The organism is Paenibacillus mobilis (genome assembly GCF_058267595.1).
On record NZ_JBZCMS010000005.1, the window covers coordinates 219,109 to 241,294 of the forward strand.

The window sequence follows — 22,186 nt, forward strand, 5'->3', positions numbered from 1 at the left end:
GTTTTTCTTCGGACATTAGAAGCTGAAAATCCAAATGAAAAAGACCACGATCATAACGATCTGCAAAATGATTTTGACCGCCATGCTGCTGAACAGCCCGACGACCGAACCTACGCCGGCTTTAAGCGACTGCTTGATGCCCGCTCCCGTCAGCAGTTCGCCGATCACGGCGCCTACAAACGGGCCGATGACAAGGCCAAACGCCGGAATGACAAACGGACCGACAATCGCGCCGATCGTGCTGAGCCATACGGACGCTTTGCTTCCGCCAAACCGCTTGACGCCCCAAGCCCCGACCAGATAGTCGGCAACCAGCAGCACAACGACGATCAGCGATTGCAAGGACCAGAAAACCCAGCCGAAATGCTGGAAGCCGAAAAACCAGCCATAAACAAAAAAGGCCGCATACACGGCAACCACACCGGGCAGCACCGGAAAGATCGCCCCGGCAAGTCCTGTTACGAACAAAGCAACGACTAATATCCACCCGATGACATCAATCCACATGTTTAATTACACCTCTTCGGCAAAAATAAATTTCCGGATGACCTCCGCAATCCCGTCATCATTGTTGGAAGACGTCACGTAATCCGCATTTTCTTTAACGGCGAGCTGCGCGTTGCCCATAGCCACGCCGACAGCCGCCGCCTGGATAGCCGCCAGGTCGTTTAAACTGTCTCCCACGGCAATCGTTTCAGACATCTCGATGCCGAGCAGTCCGCAGACGGTGCGGATTCCGCTGGCCTTGCTGATGCCCAGGGGATTCACTTCGATATTCCATGGCGAGGAATTGGTGAGCTCCAGCCCGCCCATGTTCTGAAGCTCCATCAAAACTTCATGGCGAATCTGATCGTCCTCAACGTTATAACCGAATTTTAACCATTCTTTTTCCCCGATGACGCCCTCGTACCAATTTTCCTCGTTAAATAAACCTTCTACGGAATAAGCCCAAAACCAGATATTTTGGGTCTGGGCCAGCCGGTGCATTTTATCGACCAGCGCGGGATCCAGCAGCTCCCGGTGATAAAGCTCCTGCGGGTTTTTCCAGATTTCGCTCCCGTTGACCGTAATCATCGGAGTGTCCAGACCCAGCTCCTTGCCAAACGGAGCAGCTTCGTTATAAGCACGGCCGGTCGATAAGCAAATATGGACGCCGGATTCGGCAGCCTTGTGGATCCATTTTTCCGTTTCGGGCGAAATTTGGTGATTGTCCGTCAGTAAGGTTCCATCCATATCCAGTGCAAGCAAACGGTATTTCAATGGGGTCATCTCCTCTATCCTATCCTTAAGTGAATTCTATATCTGTTCTTTCCTTCACACGTAACGCCATTTTACCATAGGTCGCATGAAGCCACCAACCGAAACCGTCTTGCCTGCCTAGACAGGTTCGATACCCGTTATAAAAAAACGGCGGCGATAATCACGCCGATGGTGATCTTTACGCGCTGAACGGGGCTTTTTTTGGCCTGCAAAGGGGTCATGGTTCTCCCTCCTTCGGAAGATTCGGATCCTAATTTTTTTAATTATCACTTTGTATATAATATTGCTTAAGGGTAAATTTGTTTCCTCAAGGCAATCTTTTTGGGCGCCGGTTTCAGTCGGATTCTCCAATCCCTCACCCGGTTCGAATGCCCCAAGCCCCCTTATGCATAAAATAACTGTAATGAACAATTGAAGGAGATGTGCGGACATGATCAACATCCTGCTGCCGCCTTTTACGCGAGAGACAGCAATCGCCAAGGTAAGGGTTGCCGAAGACAACTGGAACACCCGGAATCCGGAGCATGTATCGCTGGGCTACACCACGGACAGCAGATGGCGCAATCGCTCCGAATTCCTTACGGGCCGAGGAGAGATCATCGCCTTTTTGCGCCGGAAATGGAACAGGGAGCTGGATTACCGACTGATCAAGGAATTGTGGGCTTACACGGATAACCGGATCGCCGTGCGTTTCGCTTACGAATGGCATGACGACGGCGGATTCTGGTTCCGGTCTTACGGGAACGAGAACTGGGAATTTGACGCAAACGGACTCATGCGGACCCGTTATGCTTCCATCAACGATTTGCCCATCCGCGAGTCCGACCGGAAATACCATTGGCCGCTTGGCCGCCGACCCGACAATTATCCCGGCTTATCCGAGCTTGGCTTGTGAGCATCCGGCAATCCCGCATGGCGATGAATCGGGTCATAACTTGATGCCCGTTGCCGCATCTACGGCTTTAATAGATCTTCATATGCGGAAAGCCATCCCCTTGGGGATGGCCTTCTAAACATGCCGCGATTAGTTATTGGCGCCGGTTTTTGCTCCGTTATCGGCCGAATTATTGTTCTGGGCTTGCAGCGTTTTCTTCGGAACGCCGTCCAGACCGTATTCATAATCGTAGGCGTCAAAAATTTTGCGTGCAACCGGAGCGGCGCTGTAGGCGCCGAATCCGCCTTCCGGAATAACCACCGCAACGGCCAGCTTCGGATTCTCGCGCGGCGCAAAGGCGATAAATACGCCGTTATCGACGTCGTATTTTTTCCCGTTGCCGTAAATCGTTTGCGTCGAGGTCCCTGTTTTGCGGGCGAAGTCGTAAGGGAAGCCATCAAAGGCCTCATGTACGTCGGTCGCCATGCCCTTCAGGATTTCATTCCAGTAGCTGTCTTTAAATTGAACCGTATTCAGCACCTTAGGCGTAAATTGCTTAACCACCTTGCCGTCCGAATCGGTGATTCTGTTCACCAGCTGCGGCTCCATTCGTTTGCCGCGTGTCGCGAGCATGCCCGCATACTGTGCAAGCTGCATGGTCGTGTATTTCCCCTGCTGGCCGAAAGAAGCGTAAGCCAGGCGGGACAGCGAGGTTTCTTTTTCGTTCACATACTCGCGGTAACCTTTATATTCGTTCGGCAAATCTACGCCGGTTAAGACGCCCAGGCCAAACTCCTTCATGTATTTATCCCAGAGCGTAATTCCGTCGTCGCCGAATTTCTTCCACATTCTCTCTCCGACCATATCGACCATAAAGGTGTTGGAGGAATGGCGGATCGCATCCGCCGGACTGCTGAGAAACCCGTAAGCATGTCCTTGCGAGTTGCGGACGGAGGAAGAATCATTTTTACCGAAATAAGCGATACCGGTATCGTTATACGAGGTTGTGGTCGTAAACAACCCTTCATTCAGTCCGATCATAACCGACAGCGGTTTGATTGTTGAACCCATCAGCACGACGGATTCCGGGTGCACGCCCTCCTGGCCGGACGGGAAGGAACGTATGGTACCGTTCAGGTACACGTTTTGAATCGCTTTATAATCGGACGGCGAAATGCTGCCGGTTCCCCAAACGTTCGGATCATAATCCGGCATGCTGGCCATGGCGACCACTTTGCCCGTATTCACTTCCATCGCTACCGCAAAACCGGTCTGCGCGTTTGGATGGTATTGGCCGCTCACCGGATGGTTATGCAGCCAGTCCAGCTGGTCCATGATCGCCTGCTCGGTTTTGACCTGAATGTTTTTGTTGATGTTCAGGTGCAGATCGTCGCCCTTTTCGGGCGGCGTAATCTCCGCAATGCCGTCGGCCATGTTGCGCGGATCGACCGGTATGCTTTTATATCCGTTTTTACCGCGCAGCTCATCCTGGTATTGATACTCCAGGCCGTCAAAACCTACGTCTTCGTTGTCGGTATACTGCTGGCCCGGATCATCCGGCTTCATGTCCCGGAGCTGCTTGTATTTATCAAGGCTGGTGGAAGCTCCCTTGAACTTCTTAATATAACCGATGGCCTGCACGGCTACGGTGTCCTTATCATATTTCCTTACACTTTCCTCCACGACGTCGACGCCCGGAAATTCGGATTTATGCTCCAGGAAATAAGCGACTTCCTTATCGGTAAGCCCGCTCTTCAGGCGTCTTGGGGCATACCCGCCGCTCAGCTTGGAGTCCAGGTCCATCGCATCGACGATCTCCTGCACCGTAACCTTTTCCGTGCTCGGATCACCGACCGTATTAAAAACGTTTACGATCTTCTGGGCCATCGCCAAGGCTTCAGGCCGGTTGCTGGCCCCGGTAGTGGAGCTGTAGTCCTTAAGAAGCGTGATATATAGCGACTGCTGCGGAGTGGAATAAGCCAGCTTCACGCCGGTTGCATCATAGATCGTCCCCCGGGTAGGCGGCAAAGGCACCTGTTTGACCGTCAGGCTGCTTTCCTCCGCCTGCAGGCTTGGTCCATCCACGAACTGAAGGATCGCGAGACGCACGATAATCACGGTGAAAATAACAAATGCGCTGAAAAAAAACACGTTCAAACGAATATTAAAATGGCGTTGGTGCGCAGCTTCCTGCTTCTGCGGATCATCCTGATAAGCTTTCTTCATTTGAATCCTTCAACCCTGCTTTCTATTAACTTAGACCTCTACTCTTTCAGACTTCTATTCTACCATACCGATGCCGGCGGCTGCGAACTTTAGCGAACCGTGGGGGAATTTGGAGCCTGAGCCGGGCTGGGCAAAATCGTTCCTCCCTTCTTCAGCCGTCCATTCAGCTCCGGCCGTTGCGCAGCAGCCGTTCCCCTCTTCATTGAAACAACGGTTACCTCCCTTGAACAGTTTCACATTCTCCGCAAAAAATTCTCTTCTTAAAAAACAGCAAAACCGGCTGCCTCCGGGCAGCCGGTTCCTCCAAACGGATCACTTATTCGTTAGTTTGTTTCCCGTCCGCGGATTCTCCGGCGGGCGTCCCCATATTTAACGACTTTTTGGGCACCCCGTCCAGGCCGTATTCCTGGTCGTAGGCGTCAAAGATTTTCCGGGCGACCGGAGCCGCGCTTTGCGCGCCGAACCCGCCCTCCGGAATAACGACCGCTACGGCCAGCTTCGGATTTTTCCGCGGCGCAAAGGCGATAAACACGCCGTTGTCGGTCTGGATTTTCTGCCCTTTGATATAAACGTCCTGCGTCGAGGTCCCCGTCTTGCGGGCAAAATCGTACGGAAAGCCGTCAAAGGAGCTCACGGCTGTCGCCATGCCCTTGATGACTTCGTTCCAGTAGCTCGAGTCGAAATAAACCTGGTTCAGCACCTTCGGCTGAAAGGTCCGCAGCACCTTCCCGCTGCTGTCGGTAATTTTGCTGACCAGATGCGGTTCCAGTCGTTTGCCACGGTTGGCGAGCATGGCCGCGTATTGGGCAAGCTGCATGGTCGTATATTTGCCCTGCTGGCCCCAGGAAGCATAAACCAGTCTCGACAGCACGGTTTCCGCTTCGTTTTTATATTCCAGCGTGCCTAAATATTCGTTAGGCAGGTCGATGCCGGTCGATACGCCCAGCCCGAATTCCTTCATGTAAGCATCCCATTTGGCGATGCCTTTCGAGCCGTATTTGCTGTAAAGCTTTTTCCCAACCATGTCGACCATAAAAACGTTGGACGAATGGCGGATGGCATCGGCCGGACTTTTCAAATAGCCGTAAACGTGCCCTTCCGAGTTGCGGACCGTTGAGCCGTCTTTCCCGAATTCGGCGATGCCGCGGTCCTGGTAAGGCGTAGTCGTCGTAAACAGCTTCTCATTCAGACCAAGCAGCACGGACAAAGGTTTGATCGTTGAGCCAAGCAGGACGACGGACTCCAGATTATGGCCGGAACGGCCGGAGCTGTAGGGCGTAATCGTGCCGTTCTGGTAATTTTCGATGCTCCAGCCGTCCTGGGTGTTTGGATCGTAATCCGGCATGCTGGCCATAGCCACGATGTTTCCCGTATCCACTTCCATCGCCACTGCATACCCGGTCTGGGCATTAGGGTGAAGTTTGCCGCTAACGGGATTCGTATGTAGCCACTTCAGCTGATCCAGAATGGCCTGCTGCGTCTTCAGCTGGATATTTTTGTTGATCGTCAGATGAAGGTCGGCGCCTTTCTCGGGCGGAGTCACTTCCGCCGTGCCGTCGACCATGTTCTGGGCGTTGATCGGCACGCTTTTGAACCCGTTCCGTCCGCGCAGGTCGGCCTGGTATTGATACTCCAACCCGTCATAACCGACGTCCTCCGTATCTATATATTGCATCGAAGGGTCGGAGGATTTGACCGAACGAAGCTGCTCGTACAGCGGGAGGCTATAAGACGCGCCCTTAAACTTTTTCGTATAACCTATCGTTTGCACCGCTACCCGGTCCGAGTCATAATGGCGGACGCTCTCCTCCACGACATCAATCCCCGGAAAATCGGCTTTGTGCTCCATAAAATAAGCGACTTCCTTATCGGTAAGGTCTTCTTTAATCCGCCGGGGCGCATAACCTCCGCTGATTTTGGAGTCCAGGTCCATCGCCGTCACGACCTCGCTGACGGTCATCGGCTTTTTGGTCTTGTCGCCATACTTATTAAAAATATCGACGATATCCGCCGCCAGCGCGAGGGCCTCCGGCCGGTTTTTCGCCCCGGTTCCGCTGCTGTAATCTTTTAATAACGTCATATAAAGGGACTGTACGGGGGTTGAATATGCCAGCTTTACGCCTGTGGCGTCCCAAATCGTCCCCCGGTCGGGAGGCAGCGGCACATCGCGTACCGTCAAACTGGCCTCCTGCGAGGTTAAGGTGGGACCTTCAACAAACTGGATGATGGCCAATCTCACGATAATAACCGTAAAAATCGCAAAAGCGCTGAAGAAAAAAATATTAAGGCGAATATTAAAATGGCGCTGCATCGAGATCTCCTGAGCCTGCATATCCTCACTGTACCTGTTCGGTTTCATTCCGGTCGCCCCCGATGTTCCCTATCCCTCCGGATAAGGAGTGTTATTGTAACATTTTAACACAAATACCAGCGGGTTAGTCAGGCTCCTGGCCTTAAAATCTATTTCCCAATTTCAGGCTTCGGGTACGAAAAAAGCAGAGCCGCCCGATCAGGCTGCTCCGCCAACTTGAAGGCTGCGGGCTCAGCCCAGCACCTTCTGCTGAATATGCGTTTCCGCGAAATCCGGCGTGTCAAACCAGTTGCCGCTTTGGGCCCACGTGGAATCCAAAGGAATCCAGGCGTTGTCCACGTAGACTTCGTTCCAGGCGTGAGAGCCGTAGCCGCCCTGGCCATCGTAACCCAAGCCCGTAATGACCTTGACGTCTAGCCCCTGCGAGCGGGCCATCACGGCATACAGCCGGGCATAATCGATACAGACGCCCTTGCGGGTCTTAAAGGTCATCTCCGGCGTTTGTTCATGCCAATCGTTGTATTTTTCGTAGGCCTCTACCTTATCGTAATCATATTGGATCCTCGTTCCGACCCAGTTATATAAAAGCTTTGCCTTCTCGCGGTCGGAATCAGCTCCGGCTACGATTTGAGCGGCGGCCGCCTGAATGTCGTCCGGAATTCCGGCATCGATAACCTCGTATTTCCGTTCAAAAATCCCGTTCAGCTCATTCTCCACGTCCTGCGTCAAAACAGGCAGCTTGCCTTTAATCAGCTTGCCGGACAAAGGCTCCAAAATGACCTCCGCCCCCTGGCGGTAAACCGGCGAGGCTTCCACATATTTGCTGAACCCGCTGTCCGGAAAAAGGGAAACGAGCACAAACAGCAGCGCGATCAGCACGATGCCGCGGAACGCTCCGATCACCGCGCCGATAACGCCGCCGAACAAACGGCTGGCCAGGCCGGAGCGGAGCTCTTTTCTCCCGAGTCCCCCGATCCATTTCATGCCCGGCAGGAAAAGGCCAAGCAGGCCAAGCACAAACCGGATGATCCAATAGCAGATAAAAAACAGGATGACGTAGCGCACGAGCTGAAACTCCCGCACCGCCGCCGCCAGCGTATAAACCGCCTGCTCCGCTCCGCTGAGCTGACGGTCCGGCGTCTGGGCGTGTTCCGCCAGCCACTGCTGCACCTTCGGTGAAAGAAAAGCCGTCAGCGGAATCGCGGCAGCCAGGCTCAAGGCGGTCATGATGCCGCCGCCGACCAGCGACAGCAGCCTTCCTGCCGATTTGGAGGTTCCCCTCAGCACGCCCTGCAGGATGGAGCCCGCAATGACGATGATGAGTAACAAATTAACGAGGTTATATCCCTGCAGCTGCTGAAGTCCTGTCATGCGGGACCTCCTTTCCGATGTCTAAAATTCATGTTGTCATAGCCTGCTGTTTGTCAAAAAAACGCCTTCAGCGCTCACGCTCAGTCCTCAGGGTTGGCCGCCGCTCCGTTTCGCCTCCTGAATGAAGGCTTCAAGCGCATCGCCCCGGCTCCATTCCCCAAGCGAAACCCCGTGAAGCGATACCTTCACCTTGTCACTGCCGCTTTCCCCGGTTACCTCGAGATTCGGCGTCTTGATGGTAAAAGTGCCATCCGCGTTTTGCGTGAATTTCGCTTCCTGCGCTTCGTTTTTCATCAAATTCAGCGCTTCGGACTGCATCGTGCTCATCGTTTCATCCTTGACGGTAGACACGGCTTTGCCGATATCGTTAAGCGTGATGCCGCTGTATACGATCAGGAAGGCCGCGATGGCAATAATCAGAATCCATTTAATAACGGTCTTGACCAGGTTGGCCACCAGAAACAAGGCCACGAGGGCTACTACGATAATCAGCCAGTTCTGCTTGAAGTAATCCACCCACACCTGATAATCCAAACTTTGAAAATCCATCCCGTTTAAACACCCCTATAGCCAAATTAGCGGACTTAAGTTCTCTTGCTCCTGCTGTAATGCCTTTATCCATTATACATGATCGCCAAATCCTAGCCCAGCTTAACCCTATTAGGTTCAAAGCCGCCCCTGGCCGTTATTTCAAAATTGGCATAACTCGCCGCAAAAAGGCGTACAAGTAGAGCATGGCCCATTCTTTGCATACGGAAATCAAAAAGAGAAGGAGCTGCTTAAGCTTCACAAAACTTTTAGGAGGGACACCATGAAAATCGCTGTAGGGCTTTATTTTTTTATGTTTATCGCCTTTTTTGACCTGCATGCCCAATATCCGATTCTGACGCCGTTTGCGGTTTCCCTGGGAGCGACTCCCGCTTTTATCGGCTGGATGATGGGCATTTATGCCCTGACGCATCTGCCGGGCAACCTGATCGCCGGACAAGGCGTCGATAAACACGGCAGCAAACGATACGTCGTTTTCAGCCTGATTGCGGCAGGGATCATTTTGCTGCTGCAGGCCCAGGTCACTTCGCCTTGGCAGCTGCTGGTGCTGCGGTCGATCAGCGGCTTTGTGCTGGCCTTCCTCGCCCCGGCCTGCCTGGCCCTGCTGGCTTCCCTGTCCAAAGACGCGGTGACGCAGGGCAAGCTGATGGCTGGTCACGGCGTGACCCATACGCTGGCTTCGGTGCTATCGCCTGCAGCCGGAGCGTTCCTGGTCAAGTTTGCCGGCTTCTCGCTGACCTTCCAGTCTCTCGGGTGGGTGCTGATCTCGGCCGGGCTCCTGGCCTTGTTTACGATCCGCGGCAAAGCGGTGGAGCTCCAGCTTGAAATTTCCAGGGCTAACGCCGCAGCCGCGGAGAGCCCCGGCCTGCTGCCCGGAGTGCCGCTCAGTTATTATCTGCTGCCGCTTGGCGTGGCCTGTTCGCAGGGCATTTTGTTTTTCGAGCTTCCCCTGCATGACGGCGGAACCTCGGAAGGGATTTTGCACACGGGCATTTATTTCTCTATCCTGAGCCTTGGGTCGCTCGTTACGCTGAGCATGCTGTTTCTGCATCGCTTCTCCCCTTACCTGAGGGCTTTAAGCGGTATTTTACTGCTGGCGCTCTGTTTCTACGGCTTGACGATGCCGGATAAAATCCCGATGCCTGTAGTGCTGTTTGTGATGGGAATGTCCAAAGGGATTATTTTTCCGGCCATTTCGTCTTTGTTCATTGAAATCAGCGGCGGCGAGCGGATGGGCAGCGTGTTCTCCTTCCAGTCGATTGCCATGTCGCTCGGATCTTTTATAGGCCCGATTGTTGCAGGCCAGCTGCACCTGAGCTTTTCCCCGTATTTCCTTGCGTTTGTCGTCTTGATGGTGCTGCTGATCTCCCTGCCGCCAACCCGCCGCCTGCCCAAGCAGCCCATCCCGGTGGATTGACTCGAACCGCCGTTTTGCCGGCTTCCCGCTGCCGGACGCGCCTCTTTTGCATGAAAAGGGGAATTGCGTTTACACTATAGGCAGCGAGGTGATGACATGGCGGAGATAACCATTATCGTGGAAGGCAAAAATGACCGCAGCAAGCTGCGCCGGCTGGTCAGCGAAGAAATCAACATCCTGTGCACGTTCGGCTCCATGAGCACCCTCAAGCTTGAACAGCTCCGCAAACAGGCCAAAAACGACGAGGTTTACCTGTTTATGGACAATGATTCCTCCGGAAAAAAAATCAGGGCGATTTTGCGGGACGCCTTTCCCGACGCTGAGCAGATTTACACCCGCCGCGGCTACGCCGGGGTGGAAGGCACGCCTGACGAATACGTAATCGCCCAGCTCGAGAAAGCCGGCTTGGAGGAATACATCGTGTATCCGCCGCCCTTGCCCGGCATCGATTAAAAGCAAAACCGGCCCGGGTCTTCGGGCAGCGGCTTGGCTCCGAACTGCTTTCCAGCATAAAAAACAAGACGCACCCGGCGGCAGCGCCGCGAGTACGTCTTTATTTTTTTCAGATGCAATTATTTATGAACCGTATCCAGGAACATCACGATCAGGCTTAGCGTCAGGTAATTGATGGAGAAAATAAACACCCGTTTGGACCATTTCTCCACGTCCTGTTTGATAAAACCCACAAGCGCCATTAACAGCCAAACGAGGGAAAGCGCGGTCCCGATAATCAAAAACCAAATGCCCGTAATGTCGTTTACGTACATGATGTACGGAATCGGCAGCAGCAGGGCGATATACGGAATCATTTGATATTTGGTGCGGTTTACGCCTTTGACGACCGGAAGCACCGGGAAACCGGCTGCGCGGTATTCTTCCACGCGGCGGATCGCCAAAGCCCAGAAATGGGGCGGCTGCCACAGGAACAAAATCGCAAAAATCATCCAGGCACCAAGGTCAACCCGGCCCGAAGCGGCCACATAACCGATCACCGGCGGCATCGCCCCGGAAATCGCGCCGATCGAGGTGCTCCAGGTGGAGGAGCGTTTCAGCCAAATCGTATAAACAACGCCGTAGACGAGCATGCCGACGATGCCGAACAAACCGGCAAAGGCACCGGAGAACACGAACAGCAAAGCCAGTCCAACCGCGCTTAGAATGCCGGCGTAGATCAGCACCGTTCTTGGGGAAAGTTTCCCGAGCGGCAGCGCCCGGTTTTGGGTACGCTCCATTTTGGTATCCATTTCCCGGTCATAATAGTTATTGAATACGCACGCTCCTGCCATTACAAGCGCCGTACCGATCATGGTAAGAATCAGCTTGACGATATCGATATGCCAGTGCGCGCCGAGCCAATACCCTGCAAAAGTTGCAATCAGGTTGGAACGGATAATGCCCGGTTTGGTCAGGGCCACAAAATCGCGCCAGGTTGCCGACTCCGAAGCCGGAGAGTTTACGGACAACGCCGCGGCATCCGCCCCAGCCTGATATCTTAATGGTTTGCCCATTTTGCTTGCCTCCCTAAAAAATTAAATGCAACAAATGGTCATTTCAAACGACAAAAAAGTTCTAAAACAACCTCTTCTATAAACTTTATCATATCAATCAGGAAACATGTTTGAATCCCGGGGCAAAATGGTGATTTTTATATGACAATTTCGTGACGAAAGGCCCGGAAAGAAAGGACAATATTCATTAGTATACCCATAAAAAAGAAAAAAGCCGGTATCGGACAACAAATTTCTGTCCCTACCGGCTTCTATCCCGCTTATATATGCTTTTTCAGGTATATGCTGTTCCGGCCTTAATCAGCCTCTTGGCAGGAAACCCATCAAATGCTGGATTTCTTTAAGGTTTTTGGCCGCAACGGCTTCCGCCCGTTCCGCGCCTTCGCGCAAAATATTGCGGATCTCGCCGGATTCGCGGATTTCATGATACCGCTGCTGCAGAGGCTCCAGCACGGACACTACGACCTCCGCCAAGTCTTTCTTGAACGGGCCGTACATTTGTCCTTCATAACGCTGCTCGATCTCGGCAATCGGCAAGCCGGACAGCTGGCTGTAAATCCCGATCAGGTTGCTCACTTCCGGTTTGTTCGCCGGATCGTATTTCACTTCCCGGCCGGAGTCGGTTGTCGCCCGGCTGATCTTCTTGCGGATGACATCCGGCGGATCCAGGAGGGCGATGTAGCTGCCTTCGTTCGGATTGCTTTTGCTCATCTTCTTGGAGGCGTCGTCCAGCGACATGATCCGTGCGCCGATCTCCGGGATGTAAGGCTCAGGCAGCTTGAAAAACTCCCCGAAACGGTGATTAAACCGTCCGGCAAGGTCGCGGGTCAGCTCCAGATGCTGCTTCTGGTCGTCGCCCACTGGCACAAGGTCGGCGTTAAACAGCAAAATGTCGGCCGCCATCAGCGAAGGATAAACAAACAAACCGGCGCCGACCGTTTCTTTGCCTGCGGATTTGTCTTTAAACTGCGTCATCCGTTCCAGCTCGCCCATCGAGGTGAGCGTGGTCAGCAGCCATCCGAGCTCCGCATGCTGCGGCACATGCGACTGCATGTAAACATTGGCTTTGGCCGGATCGATTCCTGCCGCGATATAAAGCGTAGCCACCGATTCGGACTGTTCGCGGAGCGCGGCCGGATCCTGGGCTACCGTAATGGCGTGCATGTCGACGATAACAAAATTACAATTGTGCTCATGCTGCAGGCTGACGAAATTTTTCATCGCGCCGATATAGTTGCCGATCGTCAGCTTGCCGCTGGGCTGAATGCCTGAAAATACGGTTTTCATCTGAAAATCCCCCTTCATTTTTTAAAGATCCGTATAAAATCAAAAGGCCCCACATCCGCAAGGGACGTGAGACCGTGGTACCACCCTAATTCGCCGAAAAAAGTCCGCCCGTACGCTGCGGAACCGATGCCGGCCTTACTTCCTTAACGCGGATAAAACGTTCGGTTATACTGGGATGACCTTACGGTCTTCCGTTCCCGCCGAAGCTCAGGGGTCCATTCAGCCGCCTATCTTTCCGCCGGTTCGCATCACCCACCGGCTTTCTGCAAGGAAATTTACACGTTTACTTGTCCCCGTCATCACTTTGTGTTAGAAATGAATTTGATATAGTTCATCATAGCCGGGCATCCCCGGCTAAGTCAAATCGATTTTTACGGGCAAAGCCAAAAATGTTATGATAAGTACAGCCAGTTTCAGAATCAGAATCTTTAATTGGGAAAAGGAGCAAAGACATGAAAAAAGTGACCAAAGGGCAATGGAATGGTTACGACACGTACATTTTACATAGCCACGAACTTGAAGTCACGCTGCTGCCTCGTCTCGGCAACAACATCATCGGGGTTAAAGACCTTGTACAGCAGCGCGAGGTATTGCGCCGGCCTGAAGAAAGCGATCTGGACTTTTACCTGCAGAAGCCTTACCACTTCGGCATCCCTTTGCTCATCCCGCCGGGAAGAATCCGCAAGGGCAGATTTTCCTATGCGGGCCAGGATTATCAATTTGATCAGAATACCGCCAACGACAACCATATTCACGGTCTGCACCGGACGCAAAGCTGGTGCGTAAGCGATATTGAAGAAGATGAGGAAGGCTGCTCGGTAACGACCGAATTTCTTACAGCCGACGACCCCAATTGGATGCGCCAGTACCCCACTCCGCTTAAGCTGGAAATGACCTTGCGGCTGCAAGGCTCTTCCTTAAGCCAAACTTTCCGCATCACCAATTTGGGCGGGCATGCCGCTCCGTTTGGGCTTGGCCTGCACACCTGGTTCCTGCTTGACGGGGAACCCGAGAATTGGAATCTGCATCTCCCGGTAAGCAAACTTTACGTCATGGATGACGAAACGATCACGACCGGAGAAACCGCTCCTCTGGGAGACTACGAGGCTCTGAACGACAAGCTGAACCTTAAAGGCACCAATATGGATACGCCGCTGCAAATTGGCGGCAAACCGGTAGAAGCTTTGCTCATGCGTACGGACGGCTACGGCTTGAAATATTCGGCCGATCCGGCCTATTTCAAACATTGGGTGCTTTATACGAAAGGCGAAGCGGACCAATTTCTCTGCATCGAGCCCTACACGTGGCTGCCTGATGCGCCTAATCTGAACATTCCTCATGAGGAAAGCGGCCTGATTGATATTAAACCGGAGCAAATGGTTGAGCTTAATCTGAAGCTGCAAATCATTTATCCCTCTTAAGCAAGAAAGCTGATAAAGTATTCAAAACCCGCGCTGCGCGCGGGTTTTTTTGTATACGCGGCCTGCTAACCTCCCGTTTGTTCGGATCATTTGAACAGGGAATAATTGGATATCAATTATTTGAAAATTTGTGCGCATATTTTCGGCGGATCGGCTCATACTAACCTCACAACGAACGAAGGAGGTGACAAACATGGCACAAGGACGCAGCAGCAACAACTTGGTTGTTCCTCAAGCAACTGCAGCTCTTCAACAATTGAAAATGGAAGCTGCACAAGAACTGGGCGTACAAATTCCAGCTGACGGTTACTACGGTAACTACACTTCCCGTGAAACTGGTTCCCTCGGGGGCTACATCACAAAGCGTTTGGTACAATTGGCGGAACAATCTTTGTCGGGTAAATCCCTGTAAATATTGTGAAGCTTATACTTTTCTTATATTTCACCGAAACAACAGACGGTATGCCATCCGGCATACCGTCTGTTGCCTGTTCCATAACTTCCTGGACTTAAATCATGCAACTCAGGATAAATCCTTCATTTCTCCGAAAGCTCCGTATGTATGACCGCTGTTTGTTCTCGGGTAACGAATCATCAAATTCGCCATATTGTAATTGGATTCGAGCGTCGCATCCACAACGACGGTACCTTGTCTAAGCGCAAATTCGTAGCTGATTTCCCCATGCGTCCACGACTTTTTAAATTTAAGGGCTTCTATAGCCATGCTTCTGAAAGAACTGAGCTGCACCGCATTCAAACCTTCGCCTTCTCCCGACAACTGACCGTTTCTGCCGGCTATGGGGTTATGCCTGATGCCGAATTTGCCGACCACATTATTGCGAATTTGAATAAATACTGTACCTGAAGTTAATCCGCCCAACTCCGGTTCCAATTCCTTGAATACCAGATCAAGCTGTCTGGCTAACGATAGCTGCTCTGTCTTCAGTTTACCCACTCCCTTAAAAATTGAGATTTTCCCTAAAAATAGGGATTATGACACATTATATTATATTATCCAAAGGTTTAACAGAAATATGGTACGTTTTTGGGTATTATTTCCTATGGAAAGTGGATTTCAGCCCTGTTCAGCCGCTTTTATTCGTCATGCCGGACCCCCAATCGACAAATCAGCGACAGGATTCGCCCTCACCTGATTAAGGCCCAAAAAGAAAAACGGCCCCGCTAAACCGGGACCGTTTTTCGTCTGCTGAAATTCGAGCTTCTCAACTTCAAGCTTACTATCCGTTCTGTTCGTTTTATTTCGTCATTTCCAGAAACTGCTCAACGTCCGCAGTGGACACGGCTACGGCTTCACGCCAGAAATCCGGCTGGGTCAGATCCACGTCCAGATGTTTTTGGGCCAGTTCCTCGACCGTCATGCGGCCCGTATCTTCAAGCAGCGCATCATATTTTGCCGCAAAGGAAGCTCCTTCCGCTTTCGCGCGGGCAAAGATGCCGTTGCTGAACAGGAATCCAAATGTATACGGGAAGTTATAGAAAGGAACGTCCGTAATGTAAAAATGCAGTTTGGACAGCCAAAAATGCGGATGGTAAGAATCAAGCGCCCCGCAAAACGCTTCCTTCTGGGCTTCTTCCATTAAAGAGGACAGCTCTTCCGTGCTCAAGAGGCCTTCTTTGCGTTTCTCGTAGAAACGGGTTTCAAACAGGAACCGGGCGTGAATATTCATGAAAAAGGCTACGCTGCGCTGAACCTTTTCTTCAAGCAGCATCAATTTTTCTTCCGGTTTTTCAGCCCGGCTGACCTGAGCGGAGGACAAAATATTTTCGGCGAAGGTCGAAGCCGTTTCGGCAACGTTCATTGCATAATTCCGGCTGAACAAAGGCATGTCCTTCAGCAGGAAGGAATGGTAAGCATGCCCCAGCTCATGTGCAAGCGTAGATACGTTGGAAGCCGTACCGCCAAAAGTCATAAAGATCCGGGTTTCCTTGCTCTCCGACAAGGTCGTGCAGAACCCGCCCGGACGTTTGCCAGGCCGGTCTTCCGCTTCCACCCAGCTGCTGTTGAAGGCATGGGTCGCAAATTCGGCCAGCTTTGGACTAAACCCGCCAAACTCTTTGACGATCAGCTCGGCGGCGTCGCTATAGGAGATATGGGCTCCGCCTTCGCTTCCCAACGCCAGAGGGGCCTCCACATCCGCCCAGCCCAACTTCTCGACGCCCATCAGTTTGGCTTTGCGTTCCAAATATTTAACAAATACCGGCTTGGCGTCTGTAATGGCCTGCCACATCGCATCCAGCGTCTCTCTGGACATCCGGTTATAGGCGAGCGGTTCCTTTAACACATCGTTCCAGCCGCGTTTGTTATACAGCTTCAAGCGGAAACCCGCGAGCCGGTTCAGCGTATCGGCACCATAATCGCCAAGCTCGGACCATTTCTCCTCCCATTTGGCAAACACCGCTTCACGGACGCTGCGGTCCGGATCATGCAGCTTGTTATGGGCTTGTCCGGCCGACAAATTAGCGGTATCCCCATTTTCATGCTTAAAGGGAAGGCTGAATTTACTTACGATCGTGTCATAATGTTCGCCCCATCCGTGGTAACCGTCAATCGCCAGGTCAAGCACCAGGCTTTCCAGCTCGGGCGATAATTTGTCCTTTGCTTTTTCACGGGTTTCATTCAGGCTGAAGGCAATCGGAGCGATTTCCGGGCGGGCGATCCAGCCTGCAAAAACCTCATCAGAAGTAGCGCGAAGCAGACTTTCGAAGAGAGCGGAAACCGAGCTCAGCTGCGCTCTGTACGAGGTTACTTTGTCCGACAGTTGGACCGCCTTTTTATCGGCGGTATTTTGGGCGGTCAGACAGCCGACAAAGCTGCCGGCCTGACCGACACCGGCGTAAACGTTTTGCAGATCGTCGATAAATCCGTCAAAAGCTCGGGTATCCTCAACAGAGGCGGGCGGCGCTGCCTTTTTTACAAATTGGTCCAGCTCCTGAATCCCTTTCTCCACTTTGGCCAAATGGGCCGACAACTCAGGCGATCCCGAGCCTCCGGGAAAAACGGACTCCAAATCCCAGGTCAGACTAACAGGTTGCTTCAGGTTACTCATCTTCGCAAACATCCTTTCCCAGTCAGATAGGTTGATACTTTCGTGTAACTGAGTGTATAACTATAGGTATATCCCGCGCAAGAGGGCACGAAGGAGGCACGATTATGAGACCTTTACAAATATCCGCGGATACAGCCGTCAAGCTGTCCGAAAAACTTAACGTCCCGATTGAACAGCTCATGCATATGCCGCAGCATATTTTGATGCAGAAACTAGCGGAAATCGCGAAAGAAGAAGCCGCAAAGGATAAAGAACAATAGCAATGATTCCTTTTAACAAAGCGCTGCCTTACGATATTTCAATGGGTGATGTTTATGTACCCGAATGTCCTTTCTGCGGGAAGGAAAATGTGCTGCTTCCCATGAAACCCAAGGAAGTGCTGACCGTCCGGGAGGGGAAAAAGAAACTGCTGGTGTTCCCCTGCTGCTTCCATAAGGTCATGGTCCTGGACAGCGACGACGACTATCTGCTGACCGACACTGTTGTACGATAAAAGAAATTTGGGTGTCCGCACACGGTTATTATTTTATTTTGCTCAACCGCTGGCCAAGCTGCCGGCGGTTTATTTTTTTATTCCTGCATTTCTTCCGGCAGCTCCTGTTTAGCTTCAAGCATTTGCTCGCGCAGCAAGGCCCACTGTTCGCGGGAGGCACGGATCATGGCCGCATCCATAATCTTCTGGTCGTTGATGACGCGAGAGAACCAGCGAACGGCTTCCGGGAAATTCCCCGTTCTGCGGTTGAGCTCGCCGATCAGGTACATCAGCCGGGCATCATTGCCCCCGCCGCCTTCCAGCTCGTATACCTTGATGTAGGAATCCAGGCTGAACTTCAGGAAACGCTGCTCCTGCTCCGTGTTCTCTTTATAGCGGTACAACCAGGCGATATGCTGCAGCAGTCCGGCGATCAGGCGCTCCTTTTCATTGACGGACTGCGCGCACAGCAGCGCCAGCTTATAGCTCTCAAGCGCCGATCCCCAATCCCGGTGGCCGCTGAAATCGCGCGGCTGCATGCGTCCGCCCAGGGACTGGGCAAAATTGCTTTTTTGTTTGTCGGTAATGCGATTGCTGAAATTTTCGGTAAAAGCGAATCCGCAGTACGGGCAAACCTTCACCACGTAAAAATCGGGATTTTCGTTTTGATAATAACCGCAAAAATCGGTGTCGGTACGGTGAGCCCGCTTAAAGCTTGGACGTACCCGGGACGTGGAAAATTCCTGTTCGCACATGAGACAGGTGGCTTTGGTTGTATACAGAGGCTCAAGTTGCATGGCCTGTTCCTTCTTTCCGGCTTGGGAGCCAAATGCTGATTTGTTTCTATGGAAATCTATGAAAGCTAAATCTAATTTATTAATTAAATCTATAATTTTATATTTAAGCTTAGGCTCAGCTTATTCAAGCCTGGGACGACGGCGTGTTCACAAAATGCATGGCAGGACCAGATAACCGTTGGAGCACAAAACTCCGCAGCGGCTCCTCTATCCCAACCTCCGTTAACGCTTCGCCCATACAAAACAGCCATGCTTCCGCACGTTCAGGCGTTACCGGAAACGGGAGATGGCGGGCACGCATCATCGGGTGTCCGTGAGCGTCCGAATACAGCGCCGGACCGCCAAAAAATTGAGTTAGAAACATATACTGCTTCTCCAGGACCGGATCGATATTTTCCGGAAAAAGCGGCCCGAGAAGCGGATTTTTTTGGACCCTCGGATAAAAAGCCTCCACAAGCCTGCGGATCGTCTCCCCGCCGCCTAATTGTTCATACAAGGTTTGTCCCTGATTAGGGTTCATACCGGCTGCACCACCTTCCTTGACGTAATCTTTTATATTATAACAAAGAATCCGCGGAAATACGTTTAGCCCGCTAAAATACGCGAACAAAAAAAGGGCGCTGAACCAGCGCCCTAAATACCCTCTACTCTATTCATCTCAATAACTGCGCCAATCCTCTTCACCTGAACGGACTAGGGAGGCGCGTATGACATATACAAACGCACATACGAGCAAACCTGCTACAAAACTCATATACATCACTCCGCTCATCAGGATTTTGGGGAATCATAAGAGACCGCGATGCTTTACAATGTCCATTCTACCATATTCCTATTCAAAAATCAGCCATTAAGCAAGCGCTTTCTCGTTTTTTTTGTACTGTTTGTCCTATTGCTTTCATAAAACTAAGGAAGATCGAAATAAAAAAACGTGATTGTGGAGGCGTTAAAGGTGCCGATATCCAGACTTGGACTGCCGCTCATCCTGCTGGCGCTCATCGCCATTTGTTTGCTTATGCTGACCTTCCCCCAATCCTCCTGGGACGCCGCAGTAAGAGGGCTGTCCATCTGGTGGGATGTGCTTTTTCCTTCTCTGTTCCCTTTTTTTGTTATCTCTGAGGTGCTGCTCGGCTTCGGAATCGTCCATTTCCTCGGCAAACTGCTGGACCCCCTGATGAAACCCGTATTCCGGATTCCGGGAAGCGGCGGTTTTGTTGCCGCCATGGGTTTTGCAGCGGGTTATCCCGTAAGCGCGCGGCTGACCGTCAAACTCCGGGAGCAGAAGCTGATCAGCCGTGTGGAAGGCGAAAGGCTCGTGTCTTTTACGACCTCTTCCGATCCGATCTTTCTGATCGGCGCCGTATCCGTCGGCTTCTTTCACAGCCCGCAGCTTGCCGGCGCATTGGCGCTTGCCCACTACGGCGGATCAGTGATCATTGGTTTGATCATGCGTTTCTACAGACGTCATGATCGCGAGCCAATCGAGCCGGCGGACAACCAGACGCAGGGATCCCGGGAAGCTGGGTCTCCGGATGCGGCCAAACCTGCTGACACGGCCAAACCACTCAACTCCCGCGGTTCCCGCCTGAAAGCCGCCTTGCTGGCCATGCACGAGGCCCGGATGGCGGACGGACGCGAGCTTGGCGAGCTGCTCAGCCAGGCGATTACGACCTCTCTCCGTCTAATGGCCGTGGTCGGAGGATTGGTCGTCTTTTTCTCCGTGTTCCTGGAGGTGCTGACGGCATCGGGCGTCATGGCCTTCCTGTACGAAAGCCTGCGCAGCCTGCTGCCTTGGATGGGTCTGCCGTCGGCGCTTGCGGAACCTTTTATGAGCGGGTTGTTCGAGGTTACGCTTGGAGCCAAAAATGCGGCGGCCGCCGGGGACGGCATCCCTTTAGCTTTTAAAGCGGCGGCGGCGGCTTTCATTTTGTCCTGGGGCGGATTATCCGTCCATGCCCAGGTAGCCAGCATCCTGAACGCTACGGATCTGCGGTATTTGCCGTTTCTGATGGCCCGCTCGATCCATGCCGTCCTCTCCGCTGTACTGCTCCTGCTGATCTGGCCTTTCTTCGGCCCCAAAGAAGCCGGCTCCGCCTTTGCGGGGAACGCCGGTTTGCCGTATGCCTGGCAGGCCAGCGCCGGCAATTTTGCATATGGATTCAAACTGCTTGCCGTCATGCTTATTTTATCTCTTCTAGCGATTCTCATTCAGAAACTTGGGAGAATCTGCCTTGCCCGCAGAACCTGACAATATTTAAATGCCGATGATATAATATCCTTTATTTCCATAAAGATTGGAAACAACTTAGCGGTGGTGTACCTGGAAAGAAATCTGGAATTCAACGGAGAACCGGCCGCGGACAAAACAACGTTTGGACTGGAAAAGCAAAGCAGCGGCGAATGGCCGATCAGCTGGATCAATACTTACGACAACCGGGACGAGAACGAGACCTCCGTATCCGATCCCAGTCAATAAAAAGAACGAACAGCTTTCCTATGGTTAGGAAGGCTGTTTTTGCGAATACTTGGCTTAAACCTTTTTATTAAGCAGGGGCGTTTCGCTAAATCCCGGCATCATATTCATCCAAACCTGATATTGTTTTCGTTTAAGGAATTGATTATCATCGATTTGGCAAATAAACGCTTGCTGAATTGTTACGAAATGATGTCTATTTAAGGTATAATAATCATGATTGGCAAAACGAACGAACACACCACACCCGGGTAAAGGAGCTTTTCACTTGAGATATTACGTTCTAGACCGCGGAGACAGCCTTTCGGTTGAACTGGCCGAACAATTCCATAAACTTGCCGGAGAACACGGGTTTGAACTGGATGCGAAATCTCCGGAAATCGTCGTCTCTATCGGGGGAGACGGAACCATGCTGCATGCCTTTCATACTTTTATAGATCGGATCCCCTCTATAGCTTTTGTAGGCGTACACACCGGTCATCTCGGCTTTTACGCCGACTGGAAAGCAGACGAGCTGCCTGAGCTGGTTTCGCTGATGGGCGGCAAGGGAGCTCCTGGCACGATGAAACCGCGAATCGTCAACTATCCGCTGCTTGAAGTGGAAATCACCAAAAAATCCGGTACATTATCCTATATTTGCTTGAACGAATTTACGCTCAAAGGCACGGACGGCACGCTGGTAGCCCAGGTCGACATCAATGACCAGCTGTTTGAAATGTTCAGGGGTGACGGGATTTGTATTTCAACTCCTTCCGGAAGCACGGCTTACAACAAAAGTCTTGGGGGAGCCATGGTTCACCCTACCATCGAAGCGTTGCAGATTTCGGAAATTGCCTCGATTAACAACCGGGTGTTCCGGACGATGGGCTCGGCGCTGGTGCTTCCCAAACATCATCATTGCGACATTTACTCCCGCAAAGAACAAAACCTGACGATCACACTGGACCACATCAGCCTCCATTTGAATGATCTGCTGTCCGTCAAATGCCGGGTGGCCCGGCAGAAGATCAGTTTTGTCCGCTATCGTCCGTTTCCGTTCTGGGAACGCGTACGCAATGCCTTCCTGGATTAAGAGCAGAAAAACAAGCAGGACCGAAGCCTTTCGCTTTGGTCCTGCTTGTTTTTCTTTTGCGCCTTGACCGTCCAGCCGGT

22 protein-coding genes are annotated in these 22,186 nt (G+C 52.2%); 10 read left to right on the top strand and 12 right to left on the bottom strand.

The window, feature by feature from the left end:
• Nucleotides 1-15: 15 nt before the first annotated feature.
• Entirely contained in the window at nt 16-507 is a 492-nt protein-coding gene (locus AC3ZPD_RS11835; protein ID WP_490984498.1) for a DUF456 domain-containing protein, read from the bottom strand.
• 6 nt (nt 508-513) lie between these two features.
• Nucleotides 514-1,269 carry an HAD family hydrolase gene (locus AC3ZPD_RS11840; protein WP_490984499.1) on the bottom strand — a complete coding sequence of 252 codons (756 nt, stop codon included), beginning with the start codon at nt 1,267-1,269 and terminating at the stop codon, nt 514-516.
• Between the two features lie 421 nt (nt 1,270-1,690).
• On the opposite strand from AC3ZPD_RS11840, the gene AC3ZPD_RS11845 reads away from it, so the two are divergent.
• Nucleotides 1,691-2,155 carry a nuclear transport factor 2 family protein gene (locus AC3ZPD_RS11845; protein WP_490984500.1) on the top strand — a complete coding sequence of 155 codons (465 nt, stop codon included), beginning with the start codon at nt 1,691-1,693 and terminating at the stop codon, nt 2,153-2,155.
• Between the two features lie 129 nt (nt 2,156-2,284).
• On the opposite strand, the gene AC3ZPD_RS11850 is transcribed toward AC3ZPD_RS11845, so the two are convergent.
• From AC3ZPD_RS11850 to AC3ZPD_RS11865, 4 genes are all read right to left on the bottom strand, one after another.
• Entirely contained in the window at nt 2,285-4,360 is a 2,076-nt protein-coding gene (locus AC3ZPD_RS11850) for a peptidoglycan D,D-transpeptidase FtsI family protein (RefSeq protein ID WP_490984501.1), read from the bottom strand.
• 316 nt (nt 4,361-4,676) lie between these two features.
• Nucleotides 4,677-6,719 (bottom strand): peptidoglycan D,D-transpeptidase FtsI family protein, encoded by a 2,043-nt coding sequence (locus tag AC3ZPD_RS11855; protein WP_490984502.1) that lies wholly within the window; start codon nt 6,717-6,719, stop codon nt 4,677-4,679.
• 183 nt (nt 6,720-6,902) lie between these two features.
• Nucleotides 6,903-8,042, bottom strand: a complete 1,140-nt coding sequence (locus tag AC3ZPD_RS11860; protein ID WP_490984503.1) for a transglutaminase domain-containing protein — start codon at nt 8,040-8,042, stop codon at nt 6,903-6,905.
• Between the two features lie 87 nt (nt 8,043-8,129).
• On the bottom strand, nt 8,130-8,591 hold the full coding sequence (locus AC3ZPD_RS11865) for a hypothetical protein (protein WP_490984504.1): 462 nt from the start codon (nt 8,589-8,591) through the stop codon (nt 8,130-8,132).
• Between the two features lie 262 nt (nt 8,592-8,853).
• On the opposite strand from AC3ZPD_RS11865, the gene AC3ZPD_RS11870 reads away from it, so the two are divergent.
• Nucleotides 8,854-10,008 carry an MFS transporter gene (locus tag AC3ZPD_RS11870; RefSeq protein WP_490984505.1) on the top strand — a complete coding sequence of 385 codons (1,155 nt, stop codon included), beginning with the start codon at nt 8,854-8,856 and terminating at the stop codon, nt 10,006-10,008.
• 96 nt (nt 10,009-10,104) lie between these two features.
• A complete protein-coding gene (locus AC3ZPD_RS11875) occupies nt 10,105-10,461 on the top strand; it encodes a toprim domain-containing protein (RefSeq protein ID WP_490984506.1) in 357 nt (118 codons plus the stop codon).
• 119 nt (nt 10,462-10,580) lie between these two features.
• On the opposite strand, the gene cyoE is transcribed toward AC3ZPD_RS11875, so the two are convergent.
• Together cyoE and trpS are read right to left on the bottom strand one after the other, a co-directional pair.
• Nucleotides 10,581-11,516 (bottom strand): heme o synthase, encoded by a 936-nt coding sequence (cyoE, locus tag AC3ZPD_RS11880; RefSeq protein WP_490984507.1) that lies wholly within the window; start codon nt 11,514-11,516, stop codon nt 10,581-10,583.
• 300 nt (nt 11,517-11,816) lie between these two features.
• A complete protein-coding gene (gene trpS, locus AC3ZPD_RS11885; RefSeq protein ID WP_490984508.1) occupies nt 11,817-12,803 on the bottom strand; it encodes a tryptophan--tRNA ligase in 987 nt (328 codons plus the stop codon).
• Nucleotides 12,804-13,255: 452 nt separating this feature from the next.
• Here trpS and AC3ZPD_RS11890 point away from each other — a divergent pair, with 452 nt between their 5' ends.
• Nucleotides 13,256-14,224, top strand: a complete 969-nt coding sequence (locus tag AC3ZPD_RS11890; protein ID WP_490984509.1) for an aldose 1-epimerase — start codon at nt 13,256-13,258, stop codon at nt 14,222-14,224.
• Nucleotides 14,225-14,417: 193 nt separating this feature from the next.
• A complete protein-coding gene (locus tag AC3ZPD_RS11895) occupies nt 14,418-14,636 on the top strand; it encodes an alpha/beta-type small acid-soluble spore protein (RefSeq protein WP_490984510.1) in 219 nt (72 codons plus the stop codon).
• A 111-nt stretch (nt 14,637-14,747) separates the two neighbouring features.
• On the opposite strand, the gene AC3ZPD_RS11900 is transcribed toward AC3ZPD_RS11895, so the two are convergent.
• Nucleotides 14,748-15,170 (bottom strand): O-methyltransferase, encoded by a 423-nt coding sequence (locus AC3ZPD_RS11900; RefSeq protein WP_490984612.1) that lies wholly within the window; start codon nt 15,168-15,170, stop codon nt 14,748-14,750.
• 310 nt (nt 15,171-15,480) lie between these two features.
• The gene (locus AC3ZPD_RS11905; protein ID WP_490984511.1) at nt 15,481-17,292 is read right to left on the bottom strand and encodes a M3 family oligoendopeptidase; all 1,812 of its coding nucleotides are present in this window, start codon (nt 17,290-17,292) and stop codon (nt 15,481-15,483) included.
• A 104-nt stretch (nt 17,293-17,396) separates the two neighbouring features.
• Here AC3ZPD_RS11905 and AC3ZPD_RS11910 point away from each other — a divergent pair, with 104 nt between their 5' ends.
• Nucleotides 17,397-17,552, top strand: coding sequence for a YycC family protein (locus tag AC3ZPD_RS11910; protein ID WP_490984512.1), 156 nt, complete (start codon nt 17,397-17,399; stop codon nt 17,550-17,552).
• Between the two features lie 2 nt (nt 17,553-17,554).
• The gene (locus tag AC3ZPD_RS11915; RefSeq protein ID WP_490984513.1) at nt 17,555-17,785 is read left to right on the top strand and encodes a hypothetical protein; all 231 of its coding nucleotides are present in this window, start codon (nt 17,555-17,557) and stop codon (nt 17,783-17,785) included.
• Nucleotides 17,786-17,862: 77 nt separating this feature from the next.
• Here AC3ZPD_RS11915 and AC3ZPD_RS11920 read toward each other — a convergent pair whose 3' ends face one another.
• Together AC3ZPD_RS11920 and AC3ZPD_RS11925 are read right to left on the bottom strand one after the other, a co-directional pair.
• Complete coding sequence (locus AC3ZPD_RS11920; protein WP_490984514.1) at nt 17,863-18,561, bottom strand: DUF2225 domain-containing protein; 699 nt, start codon at nt 18,559-18,561, stop codon at nt 17,863-17,865.
• A gap of 124 nt (nt 18,562-18,685) precedes the next feature.
• A complete protein-coding gene (locus tag AC3ZPD_RS11925) occupies nt 18,686-19,081 on the bottom strand; it encodes a globin domain-containing protein (protein WP_490984515.1) in 396 nt (131 codons plus the stop codon).
• Between the two features lie 432 nt (nt 19,082-19,513).
• On the opposite strand from AC3ZPD_RS11925, the gene ylbJ reads away from it, so the two are divergent.
• From ylbJ to AC3ZPD_RS11940, 3 genes are all read left to right on the top strand, one after another.
• Nucleotides 19,514-20,809 carry a sporulation integral membrane protein YlbJ gene (ylbJ, locus tag AC3ZPD_RS11930; RefSeq protein ID WP_490984516.1) on the top strand — a complete coding sequence of 432 codons (1,296 nt, stop codon included), beginning with the start codon at nt 19,514-19,516 and terminating at the stop codon, nt 20,807-20,809.
• 63 nt (nt 20,810-20,872) lie between these two features.
• On the top strand, nt 20,873-21,037 hold the full coding sequence (locus tag AC3ZPD_RS11935; protein WP_490984517.1) for a hypothetical protein: 165 nt from the start codon (nt 20,873-20,875) through the stop codon (nt 21,035-21,037).
• 265 nt (nt 21,038-21,302) lie between these two features.
• Entirely contained in the window at nt 21,303-22,106 is an 804-nt protein-coding gene (locus AC3ZPD_RS11940; RefSeq protein ID WP_490984518.1) for an NAD kinase, read from the top strand.
• Nucleotides 22,107-22,186 lie beyond the last annotated feature (80 nt).